We start from the raw sequence: 24,989 nt of genomic DNA, 5'->3' as shown, positions 1-24,989 counted from the left end.
CCCACCCAACAGACGGAAGGGGCATAGCCCGTGACCATTTCAGTATCAGTACGCCAGGTCGTCGGACCTGAGGATGCCGCAAGCCGTGACACGCAGGGCCTGCGGGACGGCTTCGTGATCGAGAACCTGTTTCGCTCTGGCGAGGCCAACCTCACCTACAGCCACCTCGACCGCATGATCGTCGGCGGCGTGGTGCCGGACACCAAGCCTATCGAGATCGCCGCCATCGCCCAGACCGGCACGGAGCGTTTTCTCGACCGGCGCGAGGCCGCCATCGTCAATATCGGCGGCGCCGGCACCGTCAGCGTAGGAGGTAAGGCTTACGAACTCGGCTTCCAGGAAGCGCTCTATATCGGAATGGGCGAGGGGGCCTTGAGCTTTGCCAGCAAGGACCCGACCCAGCCGGCGCTCTTCTATCTCCTGAGTGCGCCTGCACATCGGACCTGCCCGACAGTGCATATCACCCGCGAGATGGCGAGGAAGGTGGTTGTGGGCTCGGCGGAGGAATCCAACGCCCGCACCATCAATCAGTACGTCCATCCGGATGTCTGCGACAGTTGCCAGTTGCTCGTCGGGCTGACCATGTTCGAGCCGGGTTCGGTCTGGAACACCATGCCGGCGCATGTTCACGATCGGCGCATGGAGGTATATCTCTACTTCGGCATGCAGGAGCAGACACGTATCTTCCACTTCATGGGCGAACCCAGCGAAACGCGCCATGTCGTGCTGAAGAACCACGATGCGGTGCTGTCGCCGGGCTGGTCGATCCATTCGGGTGCCGGAACCGGCCGCTACGCCTTCATATGGGCCATGGCCGGCGATAACATGAGCTTCACCGACATGGACAAGGTGCCGATGGAAGACCTGCGATGAGCCTTTTCGATCTCACCGGCCGCTGGGCCATCGTCACCGGCGCCAATACCGGCATCGGCCAGGCTATCGCGGTTGGCTTGGCTGAAGCGGGCGCCGACATCGTCGGCGTCGGCCGCTCGGCGATGGACGAGACAGCGGACGCGGTCACATCGACGGGGCGCCGGTTCGTATCGCTAAAGGCGGACCTGTCCGATACCGGGGAGGCGAAGGCCGTTGTCGAACGCGCCCTTGCCGCCGGCGCCTCGCCCGATATCCTGATCAATAATGCCGGCATCATCCGCCGCGCCGATGCGCTGGAATTCACGGAAGAGGATTGGGACGCGGTGCTCGACACCAACCTGAAATCCGTCTTCTTCCTCTGCCAGGCCTTCGCGAAGGCCGCGGTCGCGCGCCAAGCGCCGGCGAAGATCATCAACATCGCCTCGCTTCTCTCCTTCCAAGGCGGCATCCGCATTCCGTCCTACACCGCCGCAAAGAGCGGCCTTGCGGGGATTACAAGACTGATGGCGAACGAGTGGGCGTCAAAGGGCATCAATGTGAATGCGATCGCGCCCGGCTATGTCGAAACCAACAACACAGAGGCGCTTCGCGCCGATGCGGAGCGAAGCGCCGATATTCTCAAGCGCATCCCGGCCGCCCGCTGGGCCAAGGCCGAGGATATGGTTGGCACGGCGGTCTATCTGGCGTCGCGTGCTTCCGATTATGTTCATGGCATTGTACTGCCGGTCGATGGCGGCTGGCTTGCTCGATAGGAGATTATGATGGCCGATCACTACACACTTCCCGATGACATTACCTGGACCGAAGTCGCGCCCGGCAACCGTCGCGCTGTGCTGTCCCATCGCCCCGAGGCGATGCTGGTCGCCTTCCGCTTCGAGCCCGGCGCGATCGGCGCGCTGCATTCGCATCCGCATACACAGGTGAGCTATGTCGCCGAGGGCGCCTTTGACGTCACCGTGGATGGCGTCACCACAAGGCTGGATGCCGGCTCGAGCTTCATCGTTGCACCCAACCTGGTGCACGGCGTCGTCGCGCTTGAAAAGGGAATGCTGATCGACACCTTCACGCCACGGCGGGATGATTTTCTTTAGCCGCATCAGTTCCATAAGATAGATTATCGAACAAAAGTATGTAGCCGCAAAGTTAGAATGTCCTGTTTCTGCAAAGTTGGAATGTCACACTCCCCGGGTCTGAAGGATGCGTGGGAGAGTGCGGATGGGACTGATTGCGATGAGCGAGCGTGATCTGCAGCGGATCGAGATGCTATCAAAGTTGATCGCGTCGGCTCCCAGTCGCCCAACCCGTCAGGCGGCCGAGAGGCCGCCATCCAGGGGCATTGAAACGCCGGTGATCATCGATGCCTCGTCGCTCAGCAGAAAGAGGATTGCTTCGGCGACGTCGACAGGGTCGAGAAAGCGGCCCATCGGTATTCTGGCTTTCACCGGAGCGGCCTTAGCCGGATCACTCCAGGCAAGCTCTCCCATCGGCGTCAGCGTGACTGTGGGATTGACGCTGTTGACGCGAATTCCTCGCGCGCCCAATTCCGTTGCCATGACGCGTGTAATGGCGTCCAAGGCCGCCTTGGATGCACAGTAGGCGACATGGTCCTCGATGCCACGTCGGGCAGCATCGCTTGAGACATTGACGATCGCTCCCCCGCATCCACGTGCCATCCAGTCTCGCGCGACGATCTGGGACAGAAGCAGCGGAGCGAGCGTGTTGACGTCAAGAACGCGACTGAAGTCTTCCACCGACGTTTCGGTCGCCCGCTCGAGATGCGTGATACCCGCACAGTTTACCAGAAAATCGACCGGAAGAGCCTGTGTGATCCGGTCGGCGATGGAAGCGTGATCCGAAAGGTCCACGCAGATCGTCTCGCAATCCACCTCGCGGCTTAGAGCATCTAGGTCCGCCTGTGAGCGACTGAGCGCAACCACTGTCGCTCCCCTGCCCGCCAGGACCCGCGCCGTCGCCCGCCCGATACCTTTGCCAGCACCGGTAACAAGCACACGCTTATTCTTCCAGTCCATTTCCCGGTCCTCCGCATTACCCGGTCACGAATGCGACAGGCGCCGAATCAACTCAACGCAGCGCCGTGTCTCGACAACGCTATCACAATGCGGGTCGATATCCGGGATCCAGCCCTCGAATTCGATGTCGAGGACGTGATCGCGCCCACTTTCGCGCACCGCCGCCATCAGTTGCTCCAGAGGAAAGTGCCAGTCATTGCCCGCATCGTCGAGCCGCAGCAGCTTGGCGTGAATGAGCGGCGCGTATGGCAGGCACTTGCGGAAATCGTCGAGTGACGCCGGCTCGGCGACAACGGTCGTCTCCACATGGCTCAGCGGCAAATCTTCGGTCGCATGCCTCCAGGCCTCGAAGTCCGGGACAATCCGGAGACGATCGGATGCGATCTTGTCGACGAGAGCAAGCGCTGCCTGCGGCGTCTGGAAATTGCCGGTTGTGCGGCCGATTTCAAGACCGATATCGACCTTGTAGTGTTCGGCCACCGGCATCAATTGCGTGAGAACGTCGATCATCGCAGCATGCGCCAGATCGACATCGGCGTTCGGACCGCCCTCGCCCGGTGGAAGCGTTATGCGCGGGCATCCAAGGATCGATGCGATCCCCAGGTAGTTCCCAATCTGATGAACCGTCTCTTCGACCGATGTCAGCCGGACGGCCGCGGGAATATCGGTGTAGAACCAGATCGACGCGACGGACAACCCCCTGCTCTCGATCCTGTTTCTCAGTCGTCTGTAGCCGTCGATAGAGGCGTAAGGCGGCAGGCGCAGGAAGTCTTCGTTCAGCTCGATCGCGCTCACTCCGATATCGGCCGCGATATCGATGAGGTCATCGAGGGACGCATCCTTTGTCAATGCGAGCTGCTGCAGCGACCAGAGGCTGCTGGCGATTGTGATGGTCATTGGCAATGCTCCAGCGTTTCCGTCGATGACAGTGTTGCCGAAACCACCTGCTCGAGAGTCGGCCAGATGTCGTCCCGATCAATGATATCAGTGTGAACCTGTAGCGAGATGTGGAAATGGCAGCGAACCTCATGATTGCCCGGATCGACCGGATCGCGCGCGATGTAGAGCTTGGCCTCCTCGCGCATATGCCACCAGATATCCACGATCGTCGGCATGTGCTCGACGCTGATCCACTGTCCGCGAACGACGAAGAACATGTCCTTGCTCGGCACTTCCGCATCATCGAGGAAGACCTGCAGCCTGCGGATCCAGCCAAGCGGGTGGTTGGGGTGCAGGAACTGGTTGAACAGCGAGAACACGACGAAGTTGGTGCCGGGAAACCGTCGCACTGCCTCGTTGCCTATGTGTAAGCCAAGCATTCCCTCTGGAATGCAATAGTTGGTGCCGGCGGGCATATCCGCTCCTATTGAATAGTATTGTCTTGATCTCGGTCGGTCAGTCCGCGTGCGAACCATCGCCCATGATGATGAGCGAGAGGACCTGCTTGCGCGTCGCTTCCTCGGTCTTGAGGTTGCCGACGACCCTGCCCGCCGCCATGACGACGAGGCGGTCGGCGAGTTCGAAGACATCCTCGATGTCGTGGCTGATCAGAATGACGCCGACGCCCTGGGCTTTCAGGCGGTGCACGAGCTCCTTCACCAGAGCCGTCTCTCCCGGTCCGAGCGCGGCGGTCGGCTCGTCCATGATGATGACCTTGGCGTTGAAATAGATCGCGCGTGCGATCGCGATGGACTGCCGCTGGCCACCCGAGAGATAGCGGACGGGCACCGTCAGGTTCTTGAAGCGCGGATTGACCTGCGCGCAAACCGTCGCCGTCGCGTCCTTCATGGCCTTGCGGTCCATCATCCATCCGTACTTGCGGATCTCGCGTCCGAGAAAGAGGTTTCCGACGGCATCGAGGTTGTCGGCAAGCGCCAGATTTTGGTAGATCGTCTCGATCCCATGCGCCTTCGCATCCATGGGGTCGGCGATCGGCGCGGTATCGCCGTTGACTTTGATCTCTCCGCTGTCGGCCACGTAGGCACCGGCGAGGATCTTGATCAATGTCGACTTGCCGGCGCCATTGTGGCCGAGCAGGCCAACGACCTCGCCTCTTCCGACAGTCAGGCTCACGTCGTCCACGGCCTGCACGCCACCGAAGGCCTTGCTGATGCCACGCATCTCCACAAGCGGGGTATTGGAATCCGTCATTGTGATTTCCCCTGCTTCAGGTTTCGCATGCGGCGGGCATCGAGACGAAGCATGAGCTTCGTCGATTCGACGTCGACGACCAGTGCCATGAGAATGAGAAGACCCTGGACGATGATCTGGTAGTTGGCGTTGACGCCAAGGAGATTGAGGCCGTTGCTGATCATCCCCAGGATGAGGCAACCGAAAAAGGTGCCGACCATATCGGCCTTGCCGCCGAGAAGCGGCGTTCCCCCGACCACGACCGCGGTAATGACGAGCAGCATCAGGTTGGAGCCGGCCGCGATCTGCGCGGAGGCCGAGCGTGCGGTCAGAAGCACGGCGGCCAGAGCGTAGCACGCGCCAGCCAGCATGTAGACCTTCAGACGCAACGTCTCGATCTTGATACCGGCAACGCGAACCGCTTCGCTGTTGCCGCCGAGCGCGATCACGTGCTGTCCGAAGACCGAACGTGTTGCGACAAGATAGAAGCCCACCGCCACCGGGATCAGCAGGATGACAGGCAGTGGAATGCCGATAACGCGGGTCCGCGCGATCGCCAGGAACGCCGGCGGCAGGTTCGACACCGGAATGAGGTTCGAGATGATATAGAGAGCGCCGGTAAAAAGCGCGCCGGTCGCGAGCGTCACGATGAACGGCGGCAGATCGAACCGCGACACCATGAACGCGTTCAAGGCACCGCACGCGGCTCCAAGCACGACACCGATCATGATCGCGGCGTAGAACGGCACGCCAAAGTTCACCATCAATTTCGCCATGACCAGGCCGACGAGCGGGATCACGCCGCCGAGAGACAGATCGATCTCGCCCATCGCAAGCACGAGCGTGTAGCCAAGAGCGACCACGGTCATGACGACGATCTGGTCGAAGAGCGACAGAAGGTTTGCTTGCAGCAGGAAGTAAGGCGAAGAGATTGATAGAATTGCCGCCAGAATGACAGCAAACAGAATGGCCTTGTTCGCAAGGAGCAGCCGCCTGCCCGCGGACACGCCGGTCCCGTTGTCAGGAACAGTCATCAGGTTTTCCTCCAGTGGGAGCGCCCGTCGGGACGCCCCCGATTACCTGTTTCAGTTTTTGGTTTTGCTCAGAAAGTCCGCGACATTCGATGGATCGATGGCGTAGACGGGGTTCACGTAGAACGTCTTGTCCTTGAAGGTGTTTTCGGCGAGGCCCACGGCGACGTCGATGATCTGGTTCGAATCCTTCAGGACCGTACCGACCGTCAGGGTCTGGGTGTTGGCCGAAACGCGCTGCACACCATCATCCGTCAGGTCGTAACCAGTCACCATGACATCGGTACGCCCTGCGGACTGCAGTGCATTCGAGGCGCCGAGCGCCATAATGTCGTTCGCGCAGACGACAAGATTGATATCAGGATGCGCGAGCAGCCAGTCCTGGGTCAGGTTCTGGGCAGTGGCCGTCAGCCAGTTACCGTAGCCTTCGGCCACGATCTTGATCCTGTCGGGCTGCTGCTTGGCCAACTCCTTGACGCTGTCGGCGCGGCGCAGCTGGGCCGTCTGCGCGGGCGCGCCATAGACGAGGCCGACATTGAGCACCTTGCCCGGGTTGGCATCCAGATACTTCTTGATCCAGTTGGTGGTCGCCTCCGCATAGCGCACCTCGTCATACGCGTAGAATGCAACGGAATAGACGTCGGGCTCCGGGTCGGATGGTCGCCGATCGATAACAGGAATGCCTGCATCCTTGGCAGCCTGTGCCGCAGGCAGCGAGCCGGCCGCATCGACGGCGCTCAGGATCAGGACGTTGGGAGATTTGATGAGTGCGGTCTGAACATCGGATATCTGTTTGTCGACACTGCTTTGCGCGTCGTAAACGTCGAGCGTGACCTTCACGTCCTTGCGCGACGCATTGATCTCCTCGACGCGGGATTTCATGGCATCGAGCGCCTGGTTCTGGGTCTCGTCGAGCACGTCGACGCTATAGGCGATCGAAATGGTCTTCGCCTCCTGAGCCTGCGCTCCAAAGGCCGCGATAGACGCCAGCGCAACCGCCGCGCAAAGTTTCACCGTCAATTGTTTCAAGGGTCTTCCTCCATATAAGCGTCGACCTCATCGACACTTTTGCCTCCAACAATCCGACTTATGCATATTAAATGCATAAGTGCAACTGGCGCGATGCAAATGTCTCGTGCTATCGGTGGGGAAACGAGGTGTGCCTTGAACGATCAGATTCCATTTAGCCAGACAGAGGCCGTCCGCGATCTGAGCGCCATCCTCTCTCTCATCAAGTCCGGGCGGGCGGCGACGCGGCCCGACCTGCAGCGCGTCTCCGGACTCGGGCGCGGCCTGGTGGCCGAGCGCGTCGCACAGCTCATGACCACGCGCCTGGTGATAGAGGGGGCTGCAGGCGTATCGACCGGAGGAAGGGCACCGAGGCTCCTCGAGCTTAACGCTTCCGTAGGTTTGATCCTCTGCTTGTTCGCGACCTTGGCCGAGGTGCATTTCGCGGTCGCCGACCTCAACGGAAATATCCTTTCGACCTCGCAAGACGGAGGCGACTTCGCGAGTGGGCCGCATGCGCTCGTCGCAAATGCGCACCGCGAATGGAATCGGCAGCTGAAGGCTTTGGGAAAGCGGCCGGACGACGTCTGGGGTGTTGGTGCGGGCATCCCCGCGCATATCAACTCGGCAGCGGGGACATTGATCGATTCACCTTCGCTGCCCTCTCCGTGGATCGGATATGCTTTCGGGCAGGAATTGTCCAAGCCCTATGATGTGCCTTTCTGGCTCGACACCGACGACAACCTTCTTGCCTATGGTGAAGTGCGAGCGGGAACGATCCCGAAGGATACGACGATGCTCTATCTCGCCGCCGACATGGCGATCGGCTGCGGGATCGTGATCGAGGGCAAGCTCTTTCGCGGGGCGCAAGGTGCTTCGGGCAATATCGGCCACATCCCCGGCTACAATCTCAGCAATGTGGCGTGCCGCTGCGGACGACGCGGCTGCATTGAGGCGCAATATAGCGGCGAGGCGCTCCTGCGCGATACCCGGTCCGGCATTCGGGAGGGACGAAGCGCCGCATTGGCCGCAATCGTCGGAGAAAGAGAGCCCACCCTCGCCGATCTCGCCAGCGCCGTGCGGGAGGGCGACCCGCTGGCTGCGGAACTCGTCAGCAATGCCGGGTTCGGTATCGGCCAAGTGCTCGCCGCGACGATCAACATGTTCAATCCGTCCCGCGTGCTTGTGGGCGGTCGCCTTCTCGATACCGGCAACCTCTTCCTGGCGTCACTGAAGGAAGCCGCCTACCGCCATTGCCTGCCCTTCGTCAGCTCCAACCTCCAGATCGCCGCCGTCGACCATAATGGTTCGACAGGGCTTTCCGGCGCCGCCCACATGGCGATCGATCAGATCTTCCTGCCGGAATTCATGGGGCTTTGGTTCGCCAAGGGCACGCCGAGGGACCGCTAGAACGACGAATCTTCGCCTGCCGGCTGATCAGTGCGACGTCCGCCGCCAATATCCGGTAACGAGGTGATCGACATTTTCAAATATCGGCTCTGCCCGCAGCTTGCTGCGAATACGGCGTGCGACTTCGGCCTCGCATCCAACCCAAAGGCAGACCGGCTCGGTGTCGATCGACCGAAGACAGGTGTCGACGACCTGTTCAAGCGGCAAAGGCGTCTCGCAGCGCTTGAGCCAGGTCAGTGTCACTCCGGCGGGGAGCGCGAGCGGCAATGTATCCGCCGCCTCGGAAACCTCCACGAAGACGTCACCCCTTGCGTCCACCGGCAGCATCTCCAGGATCCGGGCGATAGCCGGAAGCGCGGTCTCGTCGCCGGCAATCAGGTACCGGCCGGCCTTGCCGATGCCGATACCGCCGCCGCTCGGACCGGCGACACCAACCATATCGCCCACGGCAAGTGCCGACGCCCACGCGGCGCCTGGACCGTTCCCTCCGTGCAGAAACACGTCAACATCGATCGTACCGTTCGAAACTTCGATCGAACGAACGGTGTATCGGCGCCATATCGCGGCCGGCTTCGCATCATCCTTTGCCTGGGAAAGCGCCGCGAAATTTACGAGCAGTTGAAGGTGAAGCGCATCCTTCCGGTCAAAACGAACGACATCCGGACAGCTGAGCGTGATGCGCTTCATGCTCCTCGATACCATCCGCATCGCCTGCACTTTCAGGATAGAGAAGCTTGGCGGCAATCCGCGCGTCTTCCAGTTTTCCTCGAAGCTGACCCGAACGGGTTCGCCAGCGGCAAGATGCCGAAACGCCGCGTCGAGCCAGCTTCTGACGAAATAGGCCGTTTCCGCATCCTTGGACGTGGCCTGAACGACCAGTTGGCCGTCCTCGCACCACATTCGACCATGCACGTCAGGAAGCGTGACGATCAGCGCGCCATGTTCCTCCGCAAGCTCAAGACCATCTTCCCTCAGATGCTCGGCCAGATGGCGCAGACAGTGTTCAGGTTCAGGCAATTCGGCGCACGCCTTCAAAACGAAGGCAGCAGGCATGCTCACGGTCATTAATTGGTCTTTCGCTCGTCATCGACGGGATGCCAGAGACGATCCGAGAAGAATTTCCGGCGGGATATCTCGACGATGGCGGCCCGTTTGTTGGGTAGCTCCACTGTGCCGGTGCGCGAAAAGCCGGAGCGCTGGAGATTGCGGAGCTGGCGGTGGTGATCGGCCTGCGGCTCCTGGACGATGCGCTCGGTGCGCGGATCGTCCAGAAACATGAAGTGCAACAGCGAGGGCAGCCACGCCGTAAACCAGGCGCGCCCGCGGCAGGCCTCCTCGCCAATGATGACGTGGCATCCCCGATCGTAATCGCCTGCCGCGCAGAAGGGGCCGATCAGGTCCTCCTTGGCCCAGTAGACCTCGAAATATCCGAACGAACGGCCTTCGAAGCGGGCAATCAGAGAGATGATATGTGGATCCGCGAACATGCCCTCGAGATATCGACGATGACGAAGCTCATCGCCGGCCTCCTGCCAGAATTCGTTGACGCGCGGCTGGTTCATCCATCGGTGAACGTCAGGCAGATCGCTAAGCGTTGCGACATCGAGCGTCAGTTCGCCGCCAAGCCAGGGAATGAAGCGCGCATAGACGCGTCCGCTTGGCTTCGGCGGACGTAACGGGTGGAAGGTTCGGCCGTCATAGACATCGTGCCGCGGATAAGGAACGGCTTGCGTCGGGCTCCACAGGCGCGCGGCCTGCCAGAACATATCCGCTCGCACGCTTGGACCGGCCGCGTCGAGATGGCCGCCGATCGCGGATAGGCCGCCGATAAAAGGCTCCCAGCCCTCTCCGCTAAGGTGAACAGCGAGACAGTCCGGTTCCATCGAAAATACGAAACCGAACAGCGCACTGAGAAGGCGCGTGTGGTCTTCTGTCGATAGTTTGCTGTCCGCCCTCGGCTCGGTCAGGCCGTTTGCGTGCGCGGCAACAGTCATGCAGTTGCCGCGCTCGTCGCTTGCCGTGAGAGTTGATCCTTGCCTGATGACGCGCAGGCCGCCGCACGCGTCAAGCGAGAAGCAACGATAGCTGGGAAACGTCTCGGATGCGGTATCCTTGATGCGCGTCGATTGCAAAGCGGTTCTATCTCCCGATCAGAATATCTTGGTCAACGAGACCGCGAAGGTGCGACCGCGACCGTGATAATCGAACACGGATTCGTCTGCGAGCGCACCGTAGAGCGCCTTCGCCCGTGAGCCCCAGATGGTCGTGTAATCCGTGTCGAAGACGTTCTGGATCCCGAAGTTGATCGTGGTGTCGGTGTTTTCGAACGTATAGCTGCCCAGAAGATCGAACAGCGTGTAGCCATCGATCTTGAAGTCGTCGGCATCGGTCAGGCTGAATACGTGCTGACCGGAGAAGCGGAGCTTCAGCTCATCATTGCTCCAGCCGACATAACCGCCAAGCTTCGAAACACTGGCCGTGCCGATCGTGTCGTTTTCCCAGCCGTTGTCGCCCTTGACCTCGGTCTTCACCCATTGGCCGAGCGCGCCGACATCGAAACCATGATCGAGCTTGACGCCGGCCTTGGCTTCGATCCCGTAGACCCGGCGTTCGCGATCAAGCACATCGACGGCAAGCGTGGTTCTGTTGAGCTCGATGGAGCGATCGGAGAACGAGTAATATGCTGCGGTCTCAAGGCTGTAGGTGCCATCGTCGAGACGGTAGCCAACTTCGAAGGAGTTGGTCTTGATAGCCTCAAGTGCAGACGATCCGACATTGACGCTGTTGTTCAGGCTGAAAATGCCGCCGGCAAGGGTATAGCTGCCGACACCATAATATTTGCCGGGATCAGGCAACTCGAAGCCCTGGCTGAAATTGGCATAGACCTGCTGATCCGGTGTGAGTTCGTATGTGACGCCGGCGTTGACCAGAAGCGCATCATAGCTCACCTCTCCGCCGGGAATCGCCGCGGCTGATGTCGCGCGGCCCTGAAGGATCGCGACCTGCTGCGCGGCACCAACAAAATCCGAGACCTCGGTGTTCACGAACTGGTAGCGAAGGCCGCCATTGAGGGTCAGCCGGTCAGTCGCCTCGTAGGAGGCTTCCACGAAGCCGGCGATCGTCGATACGTCGATGTCGGGATACAGACCCGTCACGCCCATGGTTTCGAAATTCAGCCCGCCGGTCGTGGCCGCGGTCAGAAGGTCGAAGACGTTCTGACGTGATGTAAAGCTGTCGCGGTCGGCGTCGATACCATAGGTGATTTTCAGGTTATCCGTCGGCTCGGCGACCAGCGCCGCCTTGATGCTGTAATAGTCAGTGTCCTGCGAGCTCCCGGCGAAATACGAGCCGGTGAATGCGCTTGAGGACGGGAACGGGTTGAACTTCAGCCGTTCGCTGCGGAACGCGCCCTGGAGCAGCAGCTGCTGACCCAGAAAGTCCTCATCGGTATAGGTGACGTTGAACATCGAGCGGCGCGTTTCCGGATTGAAATCCGACTGGTAGCCAGGCCGCGTTTCGAAGAGATCAGGATTGGAAAGTGCTGCGAAGAACGGGCCGTAATAAAGGCCGTATTCGGATTCCTGCTTGCTGTCGAAATACTGGCCGGAGAGCTCGAGGCGCCTGTCATTGTCGATCTGGAAGCCAACCGAACCCATGATGTCGAGACGCTCGTTGAAGGCCGTCGACGTCTGCGTGATATCGGGCACGAGCATCGTACCGCTGCCGTCGTAATAGGCGCCGGTCTTGTTGCCGGAGATCGAGAAACGAGCGTCCCAGTCGTCGCTGTTATAGGTGATCGCGCCGCCGGCATTGCGGTCGAAATCCTTGCTGCCCTGGAAGCCGCCGCCAAGGCCGACGGTGCCTTCGCCATGCAGGCCGGGAGCGGCATCCTTGCCCTTCTTGGTGATGATGTTGATGACACCACCGGTCGCGTTGCCGCCATAGATCGACGTCGCACCCGACAAGACCTCGATACGCTGGATGTTGAAGGGATCGATGGAATCGAACTGCCGGCTGAGCGAGCGCGCCGAGTTCATCGACACGCCGTCGATCAGGATAAGTGCCGTTCGCCCACGAAGGTTTTGTCCGTAGGATGTTCTCGCGCCCTCGCTTGCGGGATCGAAGCTCGGAACCGTATCGGCGAGGATCTGCTGCAGGCTCTTGCCCGATCGCGCCTCGAACTCGATATCCTCGGAGGTGACGACATAGATCGTCTTGGCGGTCTCGGAAATCTGCTGCGGCGAGCGCGTACCCGTTACCACAATGGTCTCAAGCAGCGTCGTGGAGCCTTGTGTCTTGTTCTCCGTTGCCCCAGACTGCGGCCGTTCCTGCGCGATTGCGCCGACGCCCCAGCTTACACTGCCCGCCACCGCGCAAAGTAAAATGCCGCGCTGTCTAATTCTACCCATTCATGCCCCCAAAACAATAAAATCAATTTCGGAACCGCGTTCAGCGGCTCCAATTTTTTCAATAGAAGACTATTTAAGTCATGTTTTATGGGGTAAGGCTGCGAGCCGCTTGGATCAGGGCGAACCTCATTTGGACTGACGCGAACAGCAACAGGAAAGCCAAAGCCCCATGGAGACTATCCGACCGCTGAAATTGGGAGCGCTGTCGTTGCCTGACAATGACAGCAGAATCATGTGCCGCAGCATCCTTCTCGACATGCTCGGCGAAGCAACCATTACCGTGCAAAATGGCGATCTTTCGGGTCTGACCGGCCTGTTCTGGCGCTATGTTTCGCTGTCCCTGGCGACGATCTATCTTCCCCGGACTCCGCTCACGCTCACCGCAAAGGGCGTGGTCGATGCGGGCGTGGTGATCTTGCGATCCATGGATGGTCCGCTTGAACTGAGATACCGACGGCGCAAGATCATAGTGCCGCGTAGCGACGTCATCTTTATCCCGGCGGACGGCCCAACCGATATCGTGCTGCCGGAAGGCGGGCGACTCGATTTCGCGCATTTGCCCGCCTATTCGCTGGCAGCCAAGCGGGATCTCCTCAAGCCGGTGATGCTGAAGCCGATCGACGCCGGATGCCTGCCGCTGCAGCTGTTGACCAACTACGCGGGATATCTGCTGCGCCAGGAACATCACAGCGAGCAGGACGCCGGCATGATGGTGGAGCATTTCTACGACCTGCTGCCGGTTCTCGCCCAGCATATGGGCAACGGTTCGGCGCCAAGTGCGCCGCAGACGCGGCTGGATTCCATCAAGGCGAGGATCGAGGAGAATCTGGCGAGCGGCACTTATTCCGTCAGCGATGTCGCGGAAGCTGAAGGGATCACGCCACGCGCCGTCCAGAAATTCTTCAGCCGCGAAGGCGCGACCTTCTCGCGTTACGTGCTGGAAAGGCGCCTTGCGGTCGCCAAGACGATGATCATCGCGGAGGGCGCCACCCGCCCGATCAGCCAGGTTGCCTATCTCGTCGGCTTCAACGACCTGTCCTATTTCAACCGGACTTTCCGCAATCGCTACGGCATGAAACCATCGGAATGGCGCAAGGTTGCCGCCGGCCGCGAAGCCTGATGTGATCTCAAAGACGGCCGGACGTGGATGCATCCGGCCGTCGGTTTTCATCTCTATGCCGCGTTGCTGCGCCGCTCGAAGACAACGAGAGGATTGTCTACCGTGCCCTGGAAATCGGGCACCGGACGCTCGTCGTCGTCGGCGTAACCATGCGTGAACAGGCGCACGCGGTTGAGGCACAGGCGCGGATATTCGTCACCGAAGAGATCGAATGCCGCGAAGCGATCGGCAAGATCGGGGAAGCGTTTCTGGTAGCGCAGCACACTGTCGCGCGCCAAGCTCCAGAACGTGTTTTCCGACAGACCCGAGCGCTGATCGAGCAGCACCGAGATGTAGCGGAAGACGCAGATGAAGAGCGTCGTCTGGATGAAGTGCACGAGGAAATCGGCAGGAAGCTTCAGAAGCACCGCCTTCACCTCGTCCGGCAGGCTTTCGGTTTCGGGGAAATCGAGGTCGCAGACGATGACGTCATCGATGAAATCGCGCAGCGCAAGACGCTCCGGCCGGCCGTGCTTCAGGATCAGGGTGGCGTTCTGGCCATGCGCCGAAAACGCCAGCCCGTGCTTGGCGAGCAGATGGAAGACCGGCGGGATGACAACGTCGAAGAACCGCGCCATCCACGCTTCGACCGATAGCCCGGCCTTGTCGGCCAGCGCTTCGATGATCGGTCGCCCGTCCGCCCCCGCATGCAGCAGGCCGGCGAGCGGGATGCCTGTCTCGCCGTCCTTCAGATGCCCCGCGAGGCTATCGCGCCAAAGGCAACCGAGCATTTCGTTGAACTGATACGGCGCGCCATCGACCTTCGAGAATTGCGGGTGCACGTAGTGCATGCCGGCGCGCTCTCCGAGCAGCGCTAATCCGCACTCGTCACGCAGGAAGCTGTCGCGCTCGAGCAACCCGTCCAGCCAGGTCGTCAGCGGCGCTGCCGTCAGAGCGCGCTTGCCCGGAATGCCGCGGTAGACGGCGGTATTCAGGATCGTCATGCATAGCTTCAGCGTCGAGGCCTGCGGCCGCGTGACGTTCGATAGCGTTCTCACCGACTGCTGCGGCAGATAGAGATCGTCGCCCTGGCCGAGATAGACGATATGGCCTGCCGCGATGTCGGCGGCGAAGTGCGGCACGATCATGTGATCCCACTGCCATGGATGCACGGGCATGACCGAATGCGTTTCGGCCGAGCCGCCGCCTTTCTTGAGCGTGTCCATGAACTCGCGATAACGGTCTGCGCCGACGGCCTCGGTGACCAGATGTTCGTTGGTCAGCCCTTTCTCGGCGACGAAGGATGCGCGCTCCTTGCTGACGCCGAGCCAAAGGATTGTCGTCGGGGTGCGGTTTTCCGGTGTGTAGGCGAGATAGTCCTGATAGCCGAGGCCGATGCGTCCCTTGCTTACCGTGACCCATGGATGGCCCGTCGTCTCGCCTTCCATCCTGATGTCATCAAGCTCGGCAAGGTCCGCCGCGGTCTTGTCGGCGCTGGCAACGATATGGGCATCCGACACCAGCGTATTGCCGAGCTCCTTGATGAAATGCGCGACGGTCATCGGCTTCACGCCGAGCTGCGGCAGGAACTCGGCGCAGAAGGCCAGCGGATCGGAGATCGGCGTGGCGACCCCGCCGTCATGCCTGACGATGCTGCCCGGCTCGACCGAGAGATTATCGAAAACATAGCGTTTGGCGCGGAAGCGGATGCTCACCGTTCCGATATCAACGCGATAATGCCCCGGCTTTTCGGCGACAGCATCGAAGACGCGCTCATAGGCGAATTCTTCGATCACCTTGGCAAGCAGGCGCGAGGCAGCAAGCTGCCAGACCTGCGCGGAAAAAGCCGAGGGAACGGTGTTGTTAAGAGGCTTGTGCATAGAGATCTCCCGAAATGTCTGCTGTGCTCAGCGCGCCCTGGGGCAAACCGAAATTCTGGAATGCGGCATTGGTCTTCACGCGATAGCGTTCGTGACCGAGTAGCTGGTTGACGATCGCGGCGTTGCGGAAGGCACCCAGGCCAAGATCGGGTGCCCCTACCCCGTGATGGAACGTCTCGGCGTTCTGGACGAAGACCGAGCCTGGCCCGCCATCTGCCCGTTCCGCCCTGAAGTCCTCGCCGACGATCAGATCGCCACGGTCGCAGGTCTTCAAGACGCCGCCCTTCAGCGCCTCGAGCCATGCCGGCCATGCGTGTCGGTAGCCGGTCGCGACAACGACCGCATCGGTTTCGATGATGGCCCGCTCATCGAGTTCGTTATGCCGAATGCCGAGCCTGAAGCCGCGCGGCTCCGCGTCCAACGTCTCGACGGCGCAATTGGAGGCAAGTGTCAGTCCCGGGTTCTTGCCGGCCGCCGAACGGTGGTAGAGCAAATCGAAAATCTCGCCGATCGTCGAGAAACTGATGCCCTTATGCAGCAGGTCCTGGCTCGCCACGATCTGCCGACGCTTGTCCGGCGCCAGGCGATGGAAGTGGTGCATGTAATCGGGCGTGAAATACTCCAGACCGAGCTTCGAATATTCCATCGGGAAGAAGCCCGGCGAGCGGGTGATCCAATGGATCGACGCGCCAGCGGCAACCGCCTCCGGCGTCAGGTCGTTAAAGAGCGCCAGCACGCATTCGGCCGCACTCTGCCCGGAACCGACCACGGTGATGCGGCGGCGCTTTGCAAGCTCGGCCCGGCGTTTGCCGAACTCGCTTGAATGCATAATCGGCGCACGCGCTTTCACGCGCGCCCATTCCGGCATCTGCGGTACCGTGCCGATGCCGAGCGCGATGTTGCGGCTGTCATAGCGGCGTGTCTTGCCGGCCTCGTTCGTCGTCTCGACCATGAAGAGCTCAAGATCCCGGCGATAGATCACTTCCGTCACCTCCTCGCCGAAGCGGCAGGACGACAGACGCTGGGAGGCCCAGCGGCAATAATGGTCGTATTCCTCGCGCGGGATCATGAAGTTCTCATAGAAATAGAACCTGTAGAGCCGGTCGTGAGCCGCGAGGTAGTTGAGGAAGCTCAAGGGGTGCGTCGGATCGGCCATCGTCACGAGATCGGCCATGAAGGGAACCTGCAGCGTCGTGCCGGGAAGGATAAGCCCTTCGTGCCAGCGGAAGGCCGGCTTCTTTTCCAGGAAGACGCCGTCGAGCGTCTCGTTCGACGAGACGAGTGCGGCCAGGCCGAGATTGAACGGCCCGATGCCGATGCCGGTGATATCGAGTGGGGTCATGTCACAATCCAAACTGCTGTGTGAAACGGTCGCGATGGCAAAACATCAGTTTCGCCCGCTTGTCGGGAAGGTCTATCTCGCCCTGCTCCTCGAAGGCGCAGGCGGGCGCATAGCGAAGCAGCCGGCGGGCTGCCACGCTCGGCTCGCCAACCACCTTGGTGGTCGCGGGGTCGTCGAGAAACAGGTAGCGCGTGAAGGCCCGGATGATGGCCGGGGCAACACCGCGACCGAAGAAGGCGGGCTCCCCCACCAGCATATGCCAGCCGCGATCCTTGTCCTCGGCCGCATAATGGCGGCCGAGAATGTCGTCCTTGGCCCAGTAGGCCTCCCAATAGCTCATCGGCTCGCCATCGATCAGGCCGATGTATGGGTCCTGATGCGGATCGGCGAGATTGGTGTCGATGTAGCGCGCGATCTCTTCGATCGGCTTGGCCATCTTCCATTGCGGGACCACATGCGCCTGGTTCATCCAGCGCCACAGCAGCTCGAGATCCGTGGTCTTGTCGAGCAACCGGAAACTGACCGTGCGTCCGATATCGGGGTCGTAGCGTGAATAGGCGAGATCGGCGCGTGACGCGGTATCAAGCATAGGCCAACTCCCGTGTCCGCTCGGCCAGCGGATTGTCGAGCGCCAGATAGACCGATTGCGTCTCAAGCGGTCCGACCAGCTCGTCCATCTGCGCAAAGCGGGTCCTGAGGTTGCCCTTGGTGAGCAGGGTCGGCGCCAGCATCTTGGCGACGAGCTCGGACTGGCCGCCTTCGGCATCATGCAACGACTGCAACTCCGCACGCAGCATGGCCAGGAGCACGGCCTCGTCGACAAGACCTTCACGACCAAGCGCCCCGATCATTCCGAGCGTCGAGTTGATGAAGGCGTAATAGAGCAGGCGCTCGTCGACCGGCTCCTCACCGAAGACGGATTCGCTGGCGATACCCAGCTCAGGAAGCACCTTGACCAGTGCCTCATGCCCGCGGTGGTGATGGAAGAAGCCCTGGTTGTCGCGGTAGAGCGTTCCGACGGGATAGCCGTCCTCGATCTCGATCAGCATGTTCTGCTGATGCGCTTCCATGGCGATGCCGAATTTCAGATAGAGCGCGAAGACCGGCCGCACGAACACGGTGAGGAACCGCTCGAACCACGCGGTCGCCGCTTCGTCCAGCGGTCGCCCTTCCCTGGCCGCTACATCGCGTATCAAGGCTCCGAGCCGACTTCCGCGTTCGGGCAGATGCTCGCAAAGCGATGCGAAGAGGCTGACATTGCGCTCAGCTCCAGCGCCGTGGAAGGGGTTTTCGCGCATCGACACGGACAGTCCGTCGATGACCTCTCCGCTGGAGGTGACACCGAGATAAGCAGGATCCGGGATGAGCGTCAGGCCGGGATAGCGGCTCTGAAAATCCTGCCACAGAGGGCTCGCCCGGAAGCGATACATATCGTCCCCGCGCAGAAGCTCACGGGCGAGATTTACGCGCACCGAATTGGTGATCCCGACGCCGAGCGAGAGCTTCAGCATGAAGGGAGCGTCCGGCCGGTAAAGCGTGCGTACCGACGATGTCGGATACCACAGGCCGCCGGCTTCGCCGCAATCGACGATCAACCCCTTCTCCGCCAACGCGGCCACGTCAGGATCGGCAAGCATGTGATCCGCCTGCCAGGGATGAACCGGCAGCAGCGCGTGGTTGTCGGCCGGGAACCGGGCACGAATGCTCTCGAGTTCCGCTCCGCATGCCTGATCAATCCATGCTTCCGGCGCTGGCGAGCCGGCTGAATGACCGCCATGGGCGACGCGCCGATCGACAGCGAACCAGCGCAACGCGAAACCGGCGGCGAATTCCGGCGAATAGCGGCGCGATTGCACTTCGTTCATACCCTCGCGGCTCTTCGGGCACGGATGGACGCCGTGGCCGGCAATCAGCCCTTGCTCGGCTTCGATGAACGTCACGTGGCTTCCCGCGAGGCCCGCGAGATCACCTTCGCGCGCGTCCAGCGCCTGCGCGATCAGGCGTCGGCTGGATCGCAGGCGGTTCAGAAGATCTTCTCGCCCTTCCTTGGCGGCATCACCCGGCTCCAGTCGCTCGACGATGAGATCGGCGGCTTCGGCAGGCGTCAGGCTGCGCTTCGCGCCAGCTTCCGTCAGGCTGGTTTCGTCACCGAAGAGGTGATGACCCGTTGCCGAACGATAGAGCACCGGCACGGATAGAGTGCCACCCGTTTTCGGGAAAGCGATGACAAACGACAAGCCACCTGCACCATTTTTCCAGCTGGCGATGTCGGAGTATTCGCGTGCAACGCAATTGAGAAGCGAGCGAAGCGAGAGCGTGGCGGCGGTTTCAGCCTGCATCGTTGGTCTCCCTGTCTTGTGAAACTATGTCTTTTGTCTGAATGTCCTCGGCAGCCTCGCCAATCGCGTCGAGCACGCGGTTGACGACATCCGGCGTCGAGCGGGGGTTGAGAAGGGTGAACTTGAAATGCACCCGCCCATCGAGAACCGTTGTTGCCAAAGCCGCGACGCCGGCTTCGAACAGCTGCGCCCGCAGCCTGATCGTCATCTCGTCGTCATGGCTCGGTCCGTGGGCAGATACGTAGCGGAAGACGACCGTTGACAGCGAGGGACGGCGAGCAAGCCGCAGATAGGATCTCGCATCGACGGCGTGCGCGGCGGCGATCGTGTTTTCGAGTGTCCGGTTGATGAGATCGTCGAGACCGTCGCGGCCGAGGGCGCGGGCGGTCATCAGCACCTTCAACGCGTCGGCGCGCCTCGTCGTCTGAAAGGAACGCTCGACCAGATTAGGCACGCCGGGGAAGACGGCGTCCTCTGGATTGAGATAGTCGGCCTTGGTGGCGAGCGGCAGGAAATCCGCCTTGTCGGCCACGAGAAGCACGCCGCAGCTGATTGGCTGGAACAGCATCTTGTGGAAATCGAGCGCGACGGACTGTGCCCGTTCCAGCCCCTTCAGTCTGTTGCCGTGGCGCGAAAACAGGAGCCCGCCGCCATAGGCGGCATCGACGTGCAGGAATACATCGTGCCTGGCCGCCAGGTCGGCAATCGCGTCCAGCGGATCGATCGCTCCGAGGTCCGTCGTCCCTGCCGTCGCAACGATTGCCACCACCGGGCGACCCGATCGCCTGGCCTCGTCGAGACGGCGGCCGAGGGCTTCCGGTCGCATGCGCCCGTCTTCGTCCGTTTCGACCGTCACCACGGCATCAGCGGCAAATCCGAGGATACGGGCGCTCTTTGCAATGCTGAAATGCGCCTGCTCGGAGGTGAAGACCAGGCCGGTATGGCGCGCCTCGAGACCGCATCGCTCGGCTGCCAGATGCAGCGCCGTCATGTTCGACTGGCTTCCGCCGCTGGTAAAGCTGCCGCTTGACGTGGCCGGCAAGCCGGCTGTCTCGCAAAGCCATTCGATCACGCGCTCCTCGACCATAGTCGCGAAGGGCGACTGATCCCAGGAATCGAGAGACTGGTTGGTGGCGGAGATCAGCACCTCCGCCGCCAGCGCCGGAATGGCGACCGGGCAATGCAGATGGGCGACAGCTGCCGGATGACCGACGGCGAGCGCATGCTGGACCGCAGCCTTGCCGATGTCGTTGAGCGCCGCCGAGGTCCCCTGCCCGATTGCCGGGCACGGGTCGATGGCATCGACGAGGCTTCTGAGATCCTCGGCACTCGCGCCTGAGTAAGGGCCGTGCGTATCGCCGGCCTCTTCCAGTGTGAGATCGACGGCCTGCATCATGGCGCGCAGGTAAGCGTGCCGAGAGACGGCGTCCGGGCCAAGAACCTGCGAGAGCGGATCAGGCGCTGGCGCCGATTTTGTCTTGAAGGAGAGTACGTTCATGGTCAGGCCGCCTTTCTTTCGAGGCGATCGAAGGCGTTGGCGAGGGTCGCGCCCACCTGATCGATTTCCGCGTCGGAGATGATCAGCGGCGGAAGCAGGCGCAGGACGCTGCCGAAGCGGCCGCCGGTTTCCATGATCAGACCCTGACGGAATGCATCCGCCTGGATCGAAGCGGCGGCCTCGGCGCCGTGTGGCAGATGTCCGATTGCGTCGCGACGTCCGGCGGGATCGACGATCTCGATACCGAGCATAAGACCGGCACCTCTGACCTCGCCGACATAGGCCGAGTTTCTGGCGATCCGTTCGAGATGACCGCGCATCCGCTCGCCGGCCGCGGCAGCCCGTGCAACCAATCCATCACGCTCGATGATCTCAAGCGTCTTTTGGCCGGCGGCCATTGCCAGCTGGTTGCCACGGAAGGTTCCGGCATGGGCGCCGGGTTTCCATACGTCAAGCGAGGAGCGGTAGACGGTCACCGCCAGCGGCAATCCGCCGCCGATCGCCTTGGAGAGGACGACGATGTCAGGCACGATCCCTGCCTTTTCGAAGGCGTAGAAGCTGCCGGTGCGGCCGACGCCACTCTGGACCTCGTCGATGATCAGCGGGATGCCGAGCTCGGCGGTAACCTCGCGCACCTTGCGCAGCCATTCCGCGGGAGCCGGGATCACGCCGCCTTCGCCCTGCACGGCCTCCAGAATAACGGCGGCCGGGCGATTGATGCCGCCTTCAGGGTCACGCAGTGCCCGCTCGAAATATTCACCCGCCAGCCTGGCTGTCTCCTCGCCGCCGCGTCCGAATGGGCAACGATAGCTGTAGGGGTAGGGAAAGAAGTGGGCGCCCGGCACCAGCTGCCCGACCCCTGCCTTCGGGCCGAGCGAGCCCATCAGCGAAAGCGAGCCCTGCGACATGCCGTGATAGGCGCCGCGGAAGCAGACGATGTCGGTTCGCCCCGTTGCCGTCTTGGCAAGCTTGATCGCCGCCTCGACGGCATCCGTGCCGCTCGGCGAGCAGAACTGGATTTTCGCTTCTTTCCTGAGCTCCTCGGGCAAGGTTGCGAAGAGATCGGACACGAAGCGGTCCTTGACCGGGGTGGTGAGATCGAGCGTGTGAAGCGGCAGTCCTGATGAAAGAACATCCTTGAGCGTGTCGATCACCTCCGGATGATTGTGCCCTAGCGCCAGCGTACCGGCGCCGGCAAGGCAATCGAGGTAGGTCCGCCCTTCGACATCGGTGACAGTGCATCCTTTTGCCGACTTCAGGGCCAGGGGAAAGCGCCGGGGATAGCTGCGGGCGTTGGATTCCCGCTCGGCCTGACGGGCCAGATAAAAGTCATTGCGCAGCAGTTCGGAGGTGTCCATGTGTTCGGCTCCGTTTCTTTGAGGTCAGAAGTGCTGGGAAGTCAGAAGTGTTTGGAGGCCAGGAGGGCCTGACCGCGGTCAGGTGGTGGCGGGCAGCGCCTCCGCGCTGCGCTTGATCTTTTGCAGCATCCAGACCGAAAGGCCGACGCCGAGGACAGAGATCACCGTGGCGATGGAAAACAGCGCTTCAAATCCGAGGCGATCGGCGAGGTAGCCGGCGATCGACGCGCCGATGAGATAGATGACGAGTTCCGCGCAGGTCAGCAGCGTGAAGTCAGTGCCCGGCTGCTTGTCGGAGGACGAGGCCATGAAGAACGAGTAGATCGCCACAAGCTCCATATAGCGGATGAAGGTCTGGAATGCTGACGCCGACAGCGCCACCGCAATGCCCGGCCAGATCCCGAAGGCGTTCAGCGCGAAGGCGAGGAAGCACAGACTGCGCAGGCCACCCAGAAGAATGAGCGTTGCCGACAAGCCCGCCTTGCGGATGATGAGAGCGGCGATCGCAGCGCCGAGCAGGCCGGCGGTCGCGGCAGCCGCTCCAGACATGTAGCCGATCCATTCGGTCGGCACCTTGATATCGACGAGGTAGGTCCCTTCCATGCCACGCACCAGACCTTCGCTGGCGCGATAGCTCAGGGCGAAGGCGAGGATCAGCCATGCGTTCGGCCGGCGGAAGAATTGCAAGAGCCCGATACGCTCCTTGGACTTTTCAGCCGGTTGCGAAACGGGCGACTCCTCGTCCATCCAGAAGGCTGCGACGAGGGGAAGAAGCGACAGCGCGGACACGAGCAGAATGGTCGGCGTCCAGCCAATCCTGTGAACCAGCACGAGAGCAAGCGTTCCGCCGAGGATAACGCCGAGAGCGACAGCGCCGGCCTGCACGGCGTTGCCGACAGGGCGGGACTTCGTGGTCAACCGGCGGACGGCATAGCCATCGGTGGCGATATCCTGGATCGACGAGAGTAGCGTGATGAATAGCGCGATCGCAAACAACGCGCCCGCCTGATCCGGCTCGATAAAGGCCATGATGGCAATACCCGCGCTGACCAAGAGCTGCGTGGGAATGACCCAGCCACGGCGATGGCCAAGGCGCGGAAAGAGCGCGAACCGATCGACGAACGGGGCGATGGCGAACTTCAACACGAGTGGAAGCATGAGAAGCGAAAACAGGCCAATCGCCGTGCGCGACGCACCGGCTTCCCGCATCAATGGCGGCAGCGCCACGAGAAGCAGATAGGTCGGAATGCCCTGAGCGAGATAAAGGCCGCCGAGAATGGCGTAGAGCCTGCTCTGGCCTTCAGCACCCGGCCGGGCGCTCGCGGGTATCATGTCTTTGTGCAGGTCCATCGCGGTCACTGGCGTCTCTTCTTTCACATGCCGGCATGCCGGCTAAATATAACAGGAGTATTTTTGTCATATTTAAAACCGGATGCACGACTTGGCTTGGATCGAAGCGAACCAGAGTTGGACAATAGCGAACATGCAAGTTTTGATTGCATAGAGAGCCGGCCGCAAGCTCGCTGCCTGCGTTTCGCCTATCGTCGAAAATCGCTGAAAAGCGGCTGCTCAGAACGAGCTGTTGCGCTCATTGAGCGTGGCCGGCAGCTGTCTAGCCGTGGCTGGAGTCGTTCGGCACCAGGGGCTCGACATCCTTGACCTTGGCGCGATGGAAGATGAACAACCCTGCAAGAACAATGATGGCGGCGCCGATCAGCGTTTGCCGGTCGGGGAACTCGCCAAAAAACAGCCAGCCGAAGAGGACGGCCCAAAGCAGCAGCGTATATTGCAGCGGCGCCAGCAGGGAGGCCGGTGCAAGCTTCAGCGAGCGCGTGATCATCAGGTGCGCCGAACAGGAAACGACGCCAAGCAGCAGCAGCGCCAGCAGTTGCTGACCGCTGAAAGCGCTCCAGTTGCCAATGCTGAGGAGCGCGCCGGTAGCGAGGCAGCCGAGCGTCTGCCAGGTCACAAGCGTCGCGTCCGGTGTGGAGCGAAGCACGCGGCCAAGCACCAGCGTCAACGAAAAGGAGAGACTGCCGACCAGCCCGAACATCGATGGCCAGGACAGCATCGCCGTCGATGGGCGCAGCGCGATGACAACGCCGACAAACCCGATCAATACCGCCAGCCAGCGCCGCCAGCCGATCGTCTCGCCCAGAAGAAAATGCGACAGCGCGGCCACATAGATCGGCCCGGCCATATAGAAGGTCATGACGTCGGCAAGCGGAAGATAGGCGACGGCAGCGTAAAAGAGGCCGGTGTCAGCGGTGGCGAGGATGACGCGGATCAGCTGCCATTGCGGCTTCTCGACCCGGTAGAGCGACGTCAGTGGTTGGCGCGAGAGCATCGGCCCAAGCACGAAGAATGCGCCGAGCGAGCGCACCAGCAGCACCTGTCCGACAGAAAAGCTTGCAACCAGCCATTTGCCCATGGCGTCGTTGAGGGCGAACATGAAGTCGCCGACGAGCATCAGAAGAATACCGGCCAAGATGGCGTTGCCGCCCAGGACGAAAGCCGCCTGTCTGTTCATGATGTGCGGGCGCTCCACGACGCCATTTGTCCGATGAGGTTCGGGCGGTCAA

The 24,989-nt window shown here is 61.6% G+C and carries 22 protein-coding genes; 5 read left to right on the top strand and 17 right to left on the bottom strand.

Annotated features, from left to right (window positions below; translation table 11 throughout):
- Positions 1-30: 30 nt before the first annotated feature.
- From kduI to ACODTZ_RS04125, 3 genes are read left to right on the top strand one after another with little or no spacing between them, the layout of a single operon-like run.
- Positions 31-873 (top strand): 5-dehydro-4-deoxy-D-glucuronate isomerase, encoded by an 843-nt coding sequence (gene kduI / locus ACODTZ_RS04135; protein ID WP_489023965.1) that lies wholly within the window; start codon positions 31-33, stop codon positions 871-873.
- Positions 870-1,625, top strand: a complete 756-nt coding sequence (gene kduD, locus ACODTZ_RS04130; protein ID WP_489023964.1) for a 2-dehydro-3-deoxy-D-gluconate 5-dehydrogenase KduD — start codon at positions 870-872, stop codon at positions 1,623-1,625. Before kduI ends, kduD begins: the two co-directional genes overlap by 4 nt.
- Positions 1,626-1,631: 6 nt before the next feature.
- A complete protein-coding gene (locus ACODTZ_RS04125; protein WP_047503648.1) occupies positions 1,632-1,964 on the top strand; it encodes a cupin domain-containing protein in 333 nt (110 codons plus the stop codon).
- Positions 1,965-2,177: 213 nt separating this feature from the next.
- On the opposite strand, the gene ACODTZ_RS04120 is transcribed toward ACODTZ_RS04125, so the two are convergent.
- The 6 genes from ACODTZ_RS04120 to ACODTZ_RS04095 are packed head-to-tail and all read right to left on the bottom strand — an operon-like array spanning position 2,178 to position 7,093.
- Positions 2,178-2,903, bottom strand: coding sequence for an SDR family oxidoreductase (locus ACODTZ_RS04120; RefSeq protein WP_489023962.1), 726 nt, complete (start codon positions 2,901-2,903; stop codon positions 2,178-2,180).
- Between the two features lie 24 nt (positions 2,904-2,927).
- The gene (locus tag ACODTZ_RS04115) at positions 2,928-3,800 is read right to left on the bottom strand and encodes a sugar phosphate isomerase/epimerase family protein (RefSeq protein ID WP_489023960.1); all 873 of its coding nucleotides are present in this window, start codon (positions 3,798-3,800) and stop codon (positions 2,928-2,930) included.
- Positions 3,797-4,258, bottom strand: coding sequence for a C-glycoside deglycosidase beta subunit domain-containing protein (locus tag ACODTZ_RS04110; RefSeq protein WP_112982758.1), 462 nt, complete (start codon positions 4,256-4,258; stop codon positions 3,797-3,799). The genes ACODTZ_RS04115 and ACODTZ_RS04110 overlap by 4 nt, the downstream gene beginning before the upstream one ends.
- 40 nt (positions 4,259-4,298) lie before the next feature.
- Positions 4,299-5,054, bottom strand: coding sequence for an ATP-binding cassette domain-containing protein (locus ACODTZ_RS04105; protein ID WP_209233984.1), 756 nt, complete (start codon positions 5,052-5,054; stop codon positions 4,299-4,301).
- Positions 5,051-6,067, bottom strand: coding sequence for an ABC transporter permease (locus tag ACODTZ_RS04100; protein WP_489023957.1), 1,017 nt, complete (start codon positions 6,065-6,067; stop codon positions 5,051-5,053). Before ACODTZ_RS04100 ends, ACODTZ_RS04105 begins: the two co-directional genes overlap by 4 nt.
- 51 nt (positions 6,068-6,118) lie before the next feature.
- Positions 6,119-7,093, bottom strand: coding sequence for a sugar ABC transporter substrate-binding protein (locus tag ACODTZ_RS04095; protein WP_489023956.1), 975 nt, complete (start codon positions 7,091-7,093; stop codon positions 6,119-6,121).
- A gap of 135 nt (positions 7,094-7,228) precedes the next feature.
- On the opposite strand from ACODTZ_RS04095, the gene ACODTZ_RS04090 reads away from it, so the two are divergent.
- Complete coding sequence (locus tag ACODTZ_RS04090; RefSeq protein ID WP_209233982.1) at positions 7,229-8,482, top strand: ROK family protein; 1,254 nt, start codon at positions 7,229-7,231, stop codon at positions 8,480-8,482.
- 27 nt (positions 8,483-8,509) lie between these two features.
- Here the strand turns inward: ACODTZ_RS04090 and ACODTZ_RS04085 are convergent, their stop codons facing one another.
- The 3 genes from ACODTZ_RS04085 to rhtA are packed head-to-tail and all read right to left on the bottom strand — an operon-like array spanning position 8,510 to position 12,891.
- Complete coding sequence (locus ACODTZ_RS04085) at positions 8,510-9,547, bottom strand: siderophore-interacting protein (protein ID WP_489023954.1); 1,038 nt, start codon at positions 9,545-9,547, stop codon at positions 8,510-8,512.
- Positions 9,547-10,614, bottom strand: coding sequence for a GNAT family N-acetyltransferase (locus ACODTZ_RS04080; protein ID WP_489023952.1), 1,068 nt, complete (start codon positions 10,612-10,614; stop codon positions 9,547-9,549). Before ACODTZ_RS04080 ends, ACODTZ_RS04085 begins: the two co-directional genes overlap by 1 nt.
- A gap of 18 nt (positions 10,615-10,632) precedes the next feature.
- Positions 10,633-12,891 carry a TonB-dependent siderophore receptor RhtA gene (gene rhtA / locus ACODTZ_RS04075; protein ID WP_489023950.1) on the bottom strand — a complete coding sequence of 753 codons (2,259 nt, stop codon included), beginning with the start codon at positions 12,889-12,891 and terminating at the stop codon, positions 10,633-10,635.
- Positions 12,892-13,060: 169 nt separating this feature from the next.
- Here rhtA and rhrA point away from each other — a divergent pair, with 169 nt between their 5' ends.
- Complete coding sequence (rhrA, locus tag ACODTZ_RS04070) at positions 13,061-14,011, top strand: rhizobactin biosynthesis transcriptional regulator RhrA (RefSeq protein WP_112950164.1); 951 nt, start codon at positions 13,061-13,063, stop codon at positions 14,009-14,011.
- 53 nt (positions 14,012-14,064) lie between these two features.
- On the opposite strand, the gene ACODTZ_RS04065 is transcribed toward rhrA, so the two are convergent.
- The 8 genes from ACODTZ_RS04065 to ACODTZ_RS04030 form a co-directional block, all read right to left on the bottom strand.
- Positions 14,065-15,870: an IucA/IucC family protein gene (locus ACODTZ_RS04065; RefSeq protein ID WP_489023948.1), complete on the bottom strand. Its 1,806-nt coding sequence runs from the start codon at positions 15,868-15,870 to the stop codon at positions 14,065-14,067.
- Complete coding sequence (gene rhbE / locus ACODTZ_RS04060) at positions 15,854-17,212, bottom strand: rhizobactin siderophore biosynthesis protein RhbE (RefSeq protein WP_489023946.1); 1,359 nt, start codon at positions 17,210-17,212, stop codon at positions 15,854-15,856. Before rhbE ends, ACODTZ_RS04065 begins: the two co-directional genes overlap by 17 nt.
- Position 17,213: 1 nt before the next feature.
- The gene (gene rhbD, locus ACODTZ_RS04055; protein WP_489023944.1) at positions 17,214-17,801 is read right to left on the bottom strand and encodes a rhizobactin siderophore biosynthesis protein RhbD; all 588 of its coding nucleotides are present in this window, start codon (positions 17,799-17,801) and stop codon (positions 17,214-17,216) included.
- Positions 17,794-19,551 carry an IucA/IucC family protein gene (locus tag ACODTZ_RS04050; RefSeq protein WP_489023943.1) on the bottom strand — a complete coding sequence of 586 codons (1,758 nt, stop codon included), beginning with the start codon at positions 19,549-19,551 and terminating at the stop codon, positions 17,794-17,796. Before ACODTZ_RS04050 ends, rhbD begins: the two co-directional genes overlap by 8 nt.
- Positions 19,541-21,049 (bottom strand): pyridoxal phosphate-dependent decarboxylase family protein, encoded by a 1,509-nt coding sequence (locus tag ACODTZ_RS04045; RefSeq protein ID WP_489023942.1) that lies wholly within the window; start codon positions 21,047-21,049, stop codon positions 19,541-19,543. Before ACODTZ_RS04045 ends, ACODTZ_RS04050 begins: the two co-directional genes overlap by 11 nt.
- Positions 21,050-21,051: 2 nt before the next feature.
- Positions 21,052-22,407: a diaminobutyrate--2-oxoglutarate transaminase gene (gene rhbA / locus ACODTZ_RS04040; RefSeq protein ID WP_489023940.1), complete on the bottom strand. Its 1,356-nt coding sequence runs from the start codon at positions 22,405-22,407 to the stop codon at positions 21,052-21,054.
- Positions 22,408-22,485: 78 nt separating this feature from the next.
- Positions 22,486-23,757 (bottom strand): RhtX/FptX family siderophore transporter, encoded by a 1,272-nt coding sequence (locus tag ACODTZ_RS04035; RefSeq protein ID WP_489024790.1) that lies wholly within the window; start codon positions 23,755-23,757, stop codon positions 22,486-22,488.
- A gap of 262 nt (positions 23,758-24,019) precedes the next feature.
- Positions 24,020-24,937 (bottom strand): DMT family transporter, encoded by a 918-nt coding sequence (locus ACODTZ_RS04030; protein ID WP_047503689.1) that lies wholly within the window; start codon positions 24,935-24,937, stop codon positions 24,020-24,022.
- Positions 24,938-24,989 lie beyond the last annotated feature (52 nt).

Source organism: Rhizobium sp. FG113 (assembly GCF_057809895.1).
This window is presented reverse-complemented; position numbering and strand designations above follow the sequence as displayed.

Bases quoted from the DNA above. Each gene is read 5' to 3' on its own strand.
- kduD (WP_489023964.1), top strand. From the start codon at position 870: ATGAGCCTTTTCGATCTCACCGGCCGCTGGGCCATCGTCACCGGCGCC.
- ACODTZ_RS04125 (WP_047503648.1), top strand. From the start codon at position 1,632: ATGATGGCCGATCACTACACACTTCCCGATGACATTACCTGGACCGAA.
- ACODTZ_RS04120 (WP_489023962.1), bottom strand. From the start codon at position 2,903: ATGGACTGGAAGAATAAGCGTGTGCTTGTTACCGGTGCTGGCAAAGGT.
- ACODTZ_RS04115 (WP_489023960.1), bottom strand. From the start codon at position 3,800: ATGACCATCACAATCGCCAGCAGCCTCTGGTCGCTGCAGCAGCTCGCA.
- ACODTZ_RS04110 (WP_112982758.1), bottom strand. From the start codon at position 4,258: ATGCCCGCCGGCACCAACTATTGCATTCCAGAGGGAATGCTTGGCTTA.
- ACODTZ_RS04105 (WP_209233984.1), bottom strand. From the start codon at position 5,054: ATGACGGATTCCAATACCCCGCTTGTGGAGATGCGTGGCATCAGCAAG.
- ACODTZ_RS04100 (WP_489023957.1), bottom strand. From the start codon at position 6,067: ATGACTGTTCCTGACAACGGGACCGGCGTGTCCGCGGGCAGGCGGCTG.
- ACODTZ_RS04085 (WP_489023954.1), bottom strand. From the start codon at position 9,547: ATGACCGTGAGCATGCCTGCTGCCTTCGTTTTGAAGGCGTGCGCCGAA.
- rhtA (WP_489023950.1), bottom strand. From the start codon at position 12,891: ATGGGTAGAATTAGACAGCGCGGCATTTTACTTTGCGCGGTGGCGGGC.
- rhrA (WP_112950164.1), top strand. From the start codon at position 13,061: ATGGAGACTATCCGACCGCTGAAATTGGGAGCGCTGTCGTTGCCTGAC.
- ACODTZ_RS04065 (WP_489023948.1), bottom strand. From the start codon at position 15,870: ATGCACAAGCCTCTTAACAACACCGTTCCCTCGGCTTTTTCCGCGCAG.
- rhbE (WP_489023946.1), bottom strand. From the start codon at position 17,212: ATGACCCCACTCGATATCACCGGCATCGGCATCGGGCCGTTCAATCTC.
- rhbD (WP_489023944.1), bottom strand. From the start codon at position 17,801: ATGCTTGATACCGCGTCACGCGCCGATCTCGCCTATTCACGCTACGAC.
- ACODTZ_RS04050 (WP_489023943.1), bottom strand. From the start codon at position 19,551: ATGCAGGCTGAAACCGCCGCCACGCTCTCGCTTCGCTCGCTTCTCAAT.
- ACODTZ_RS04045 (WP_489023942.1), bottom strand. From the start codon at position 21,049: ATGAACGTACTCTCCTTCAAGACAAAATCGGCGCCAGCGCCTGATCCG.
- rhbA (WP_489023940.1), bottom strand. From the start codon at position 22,407: ATGGACACCTCCGAACTGCTGCGCAATGACTTTTATCTGGCCCGTCAG.
- ACODTZ_RS04035 (WP_489024790.1), bottom strand. From the start codon at position 23,757: ATGGACCTGCACAAAGACATGATACCCGCGAGCGCCCGGCCGGGTGCT.
- ACODTZ_RS04030 (WP_047503689.1), bottom strand. From the start codon at position 24,937: ATGAACAGACAGGCGGCTTTCGTCCTGGGCGGCAACGCCATCTTGGCC.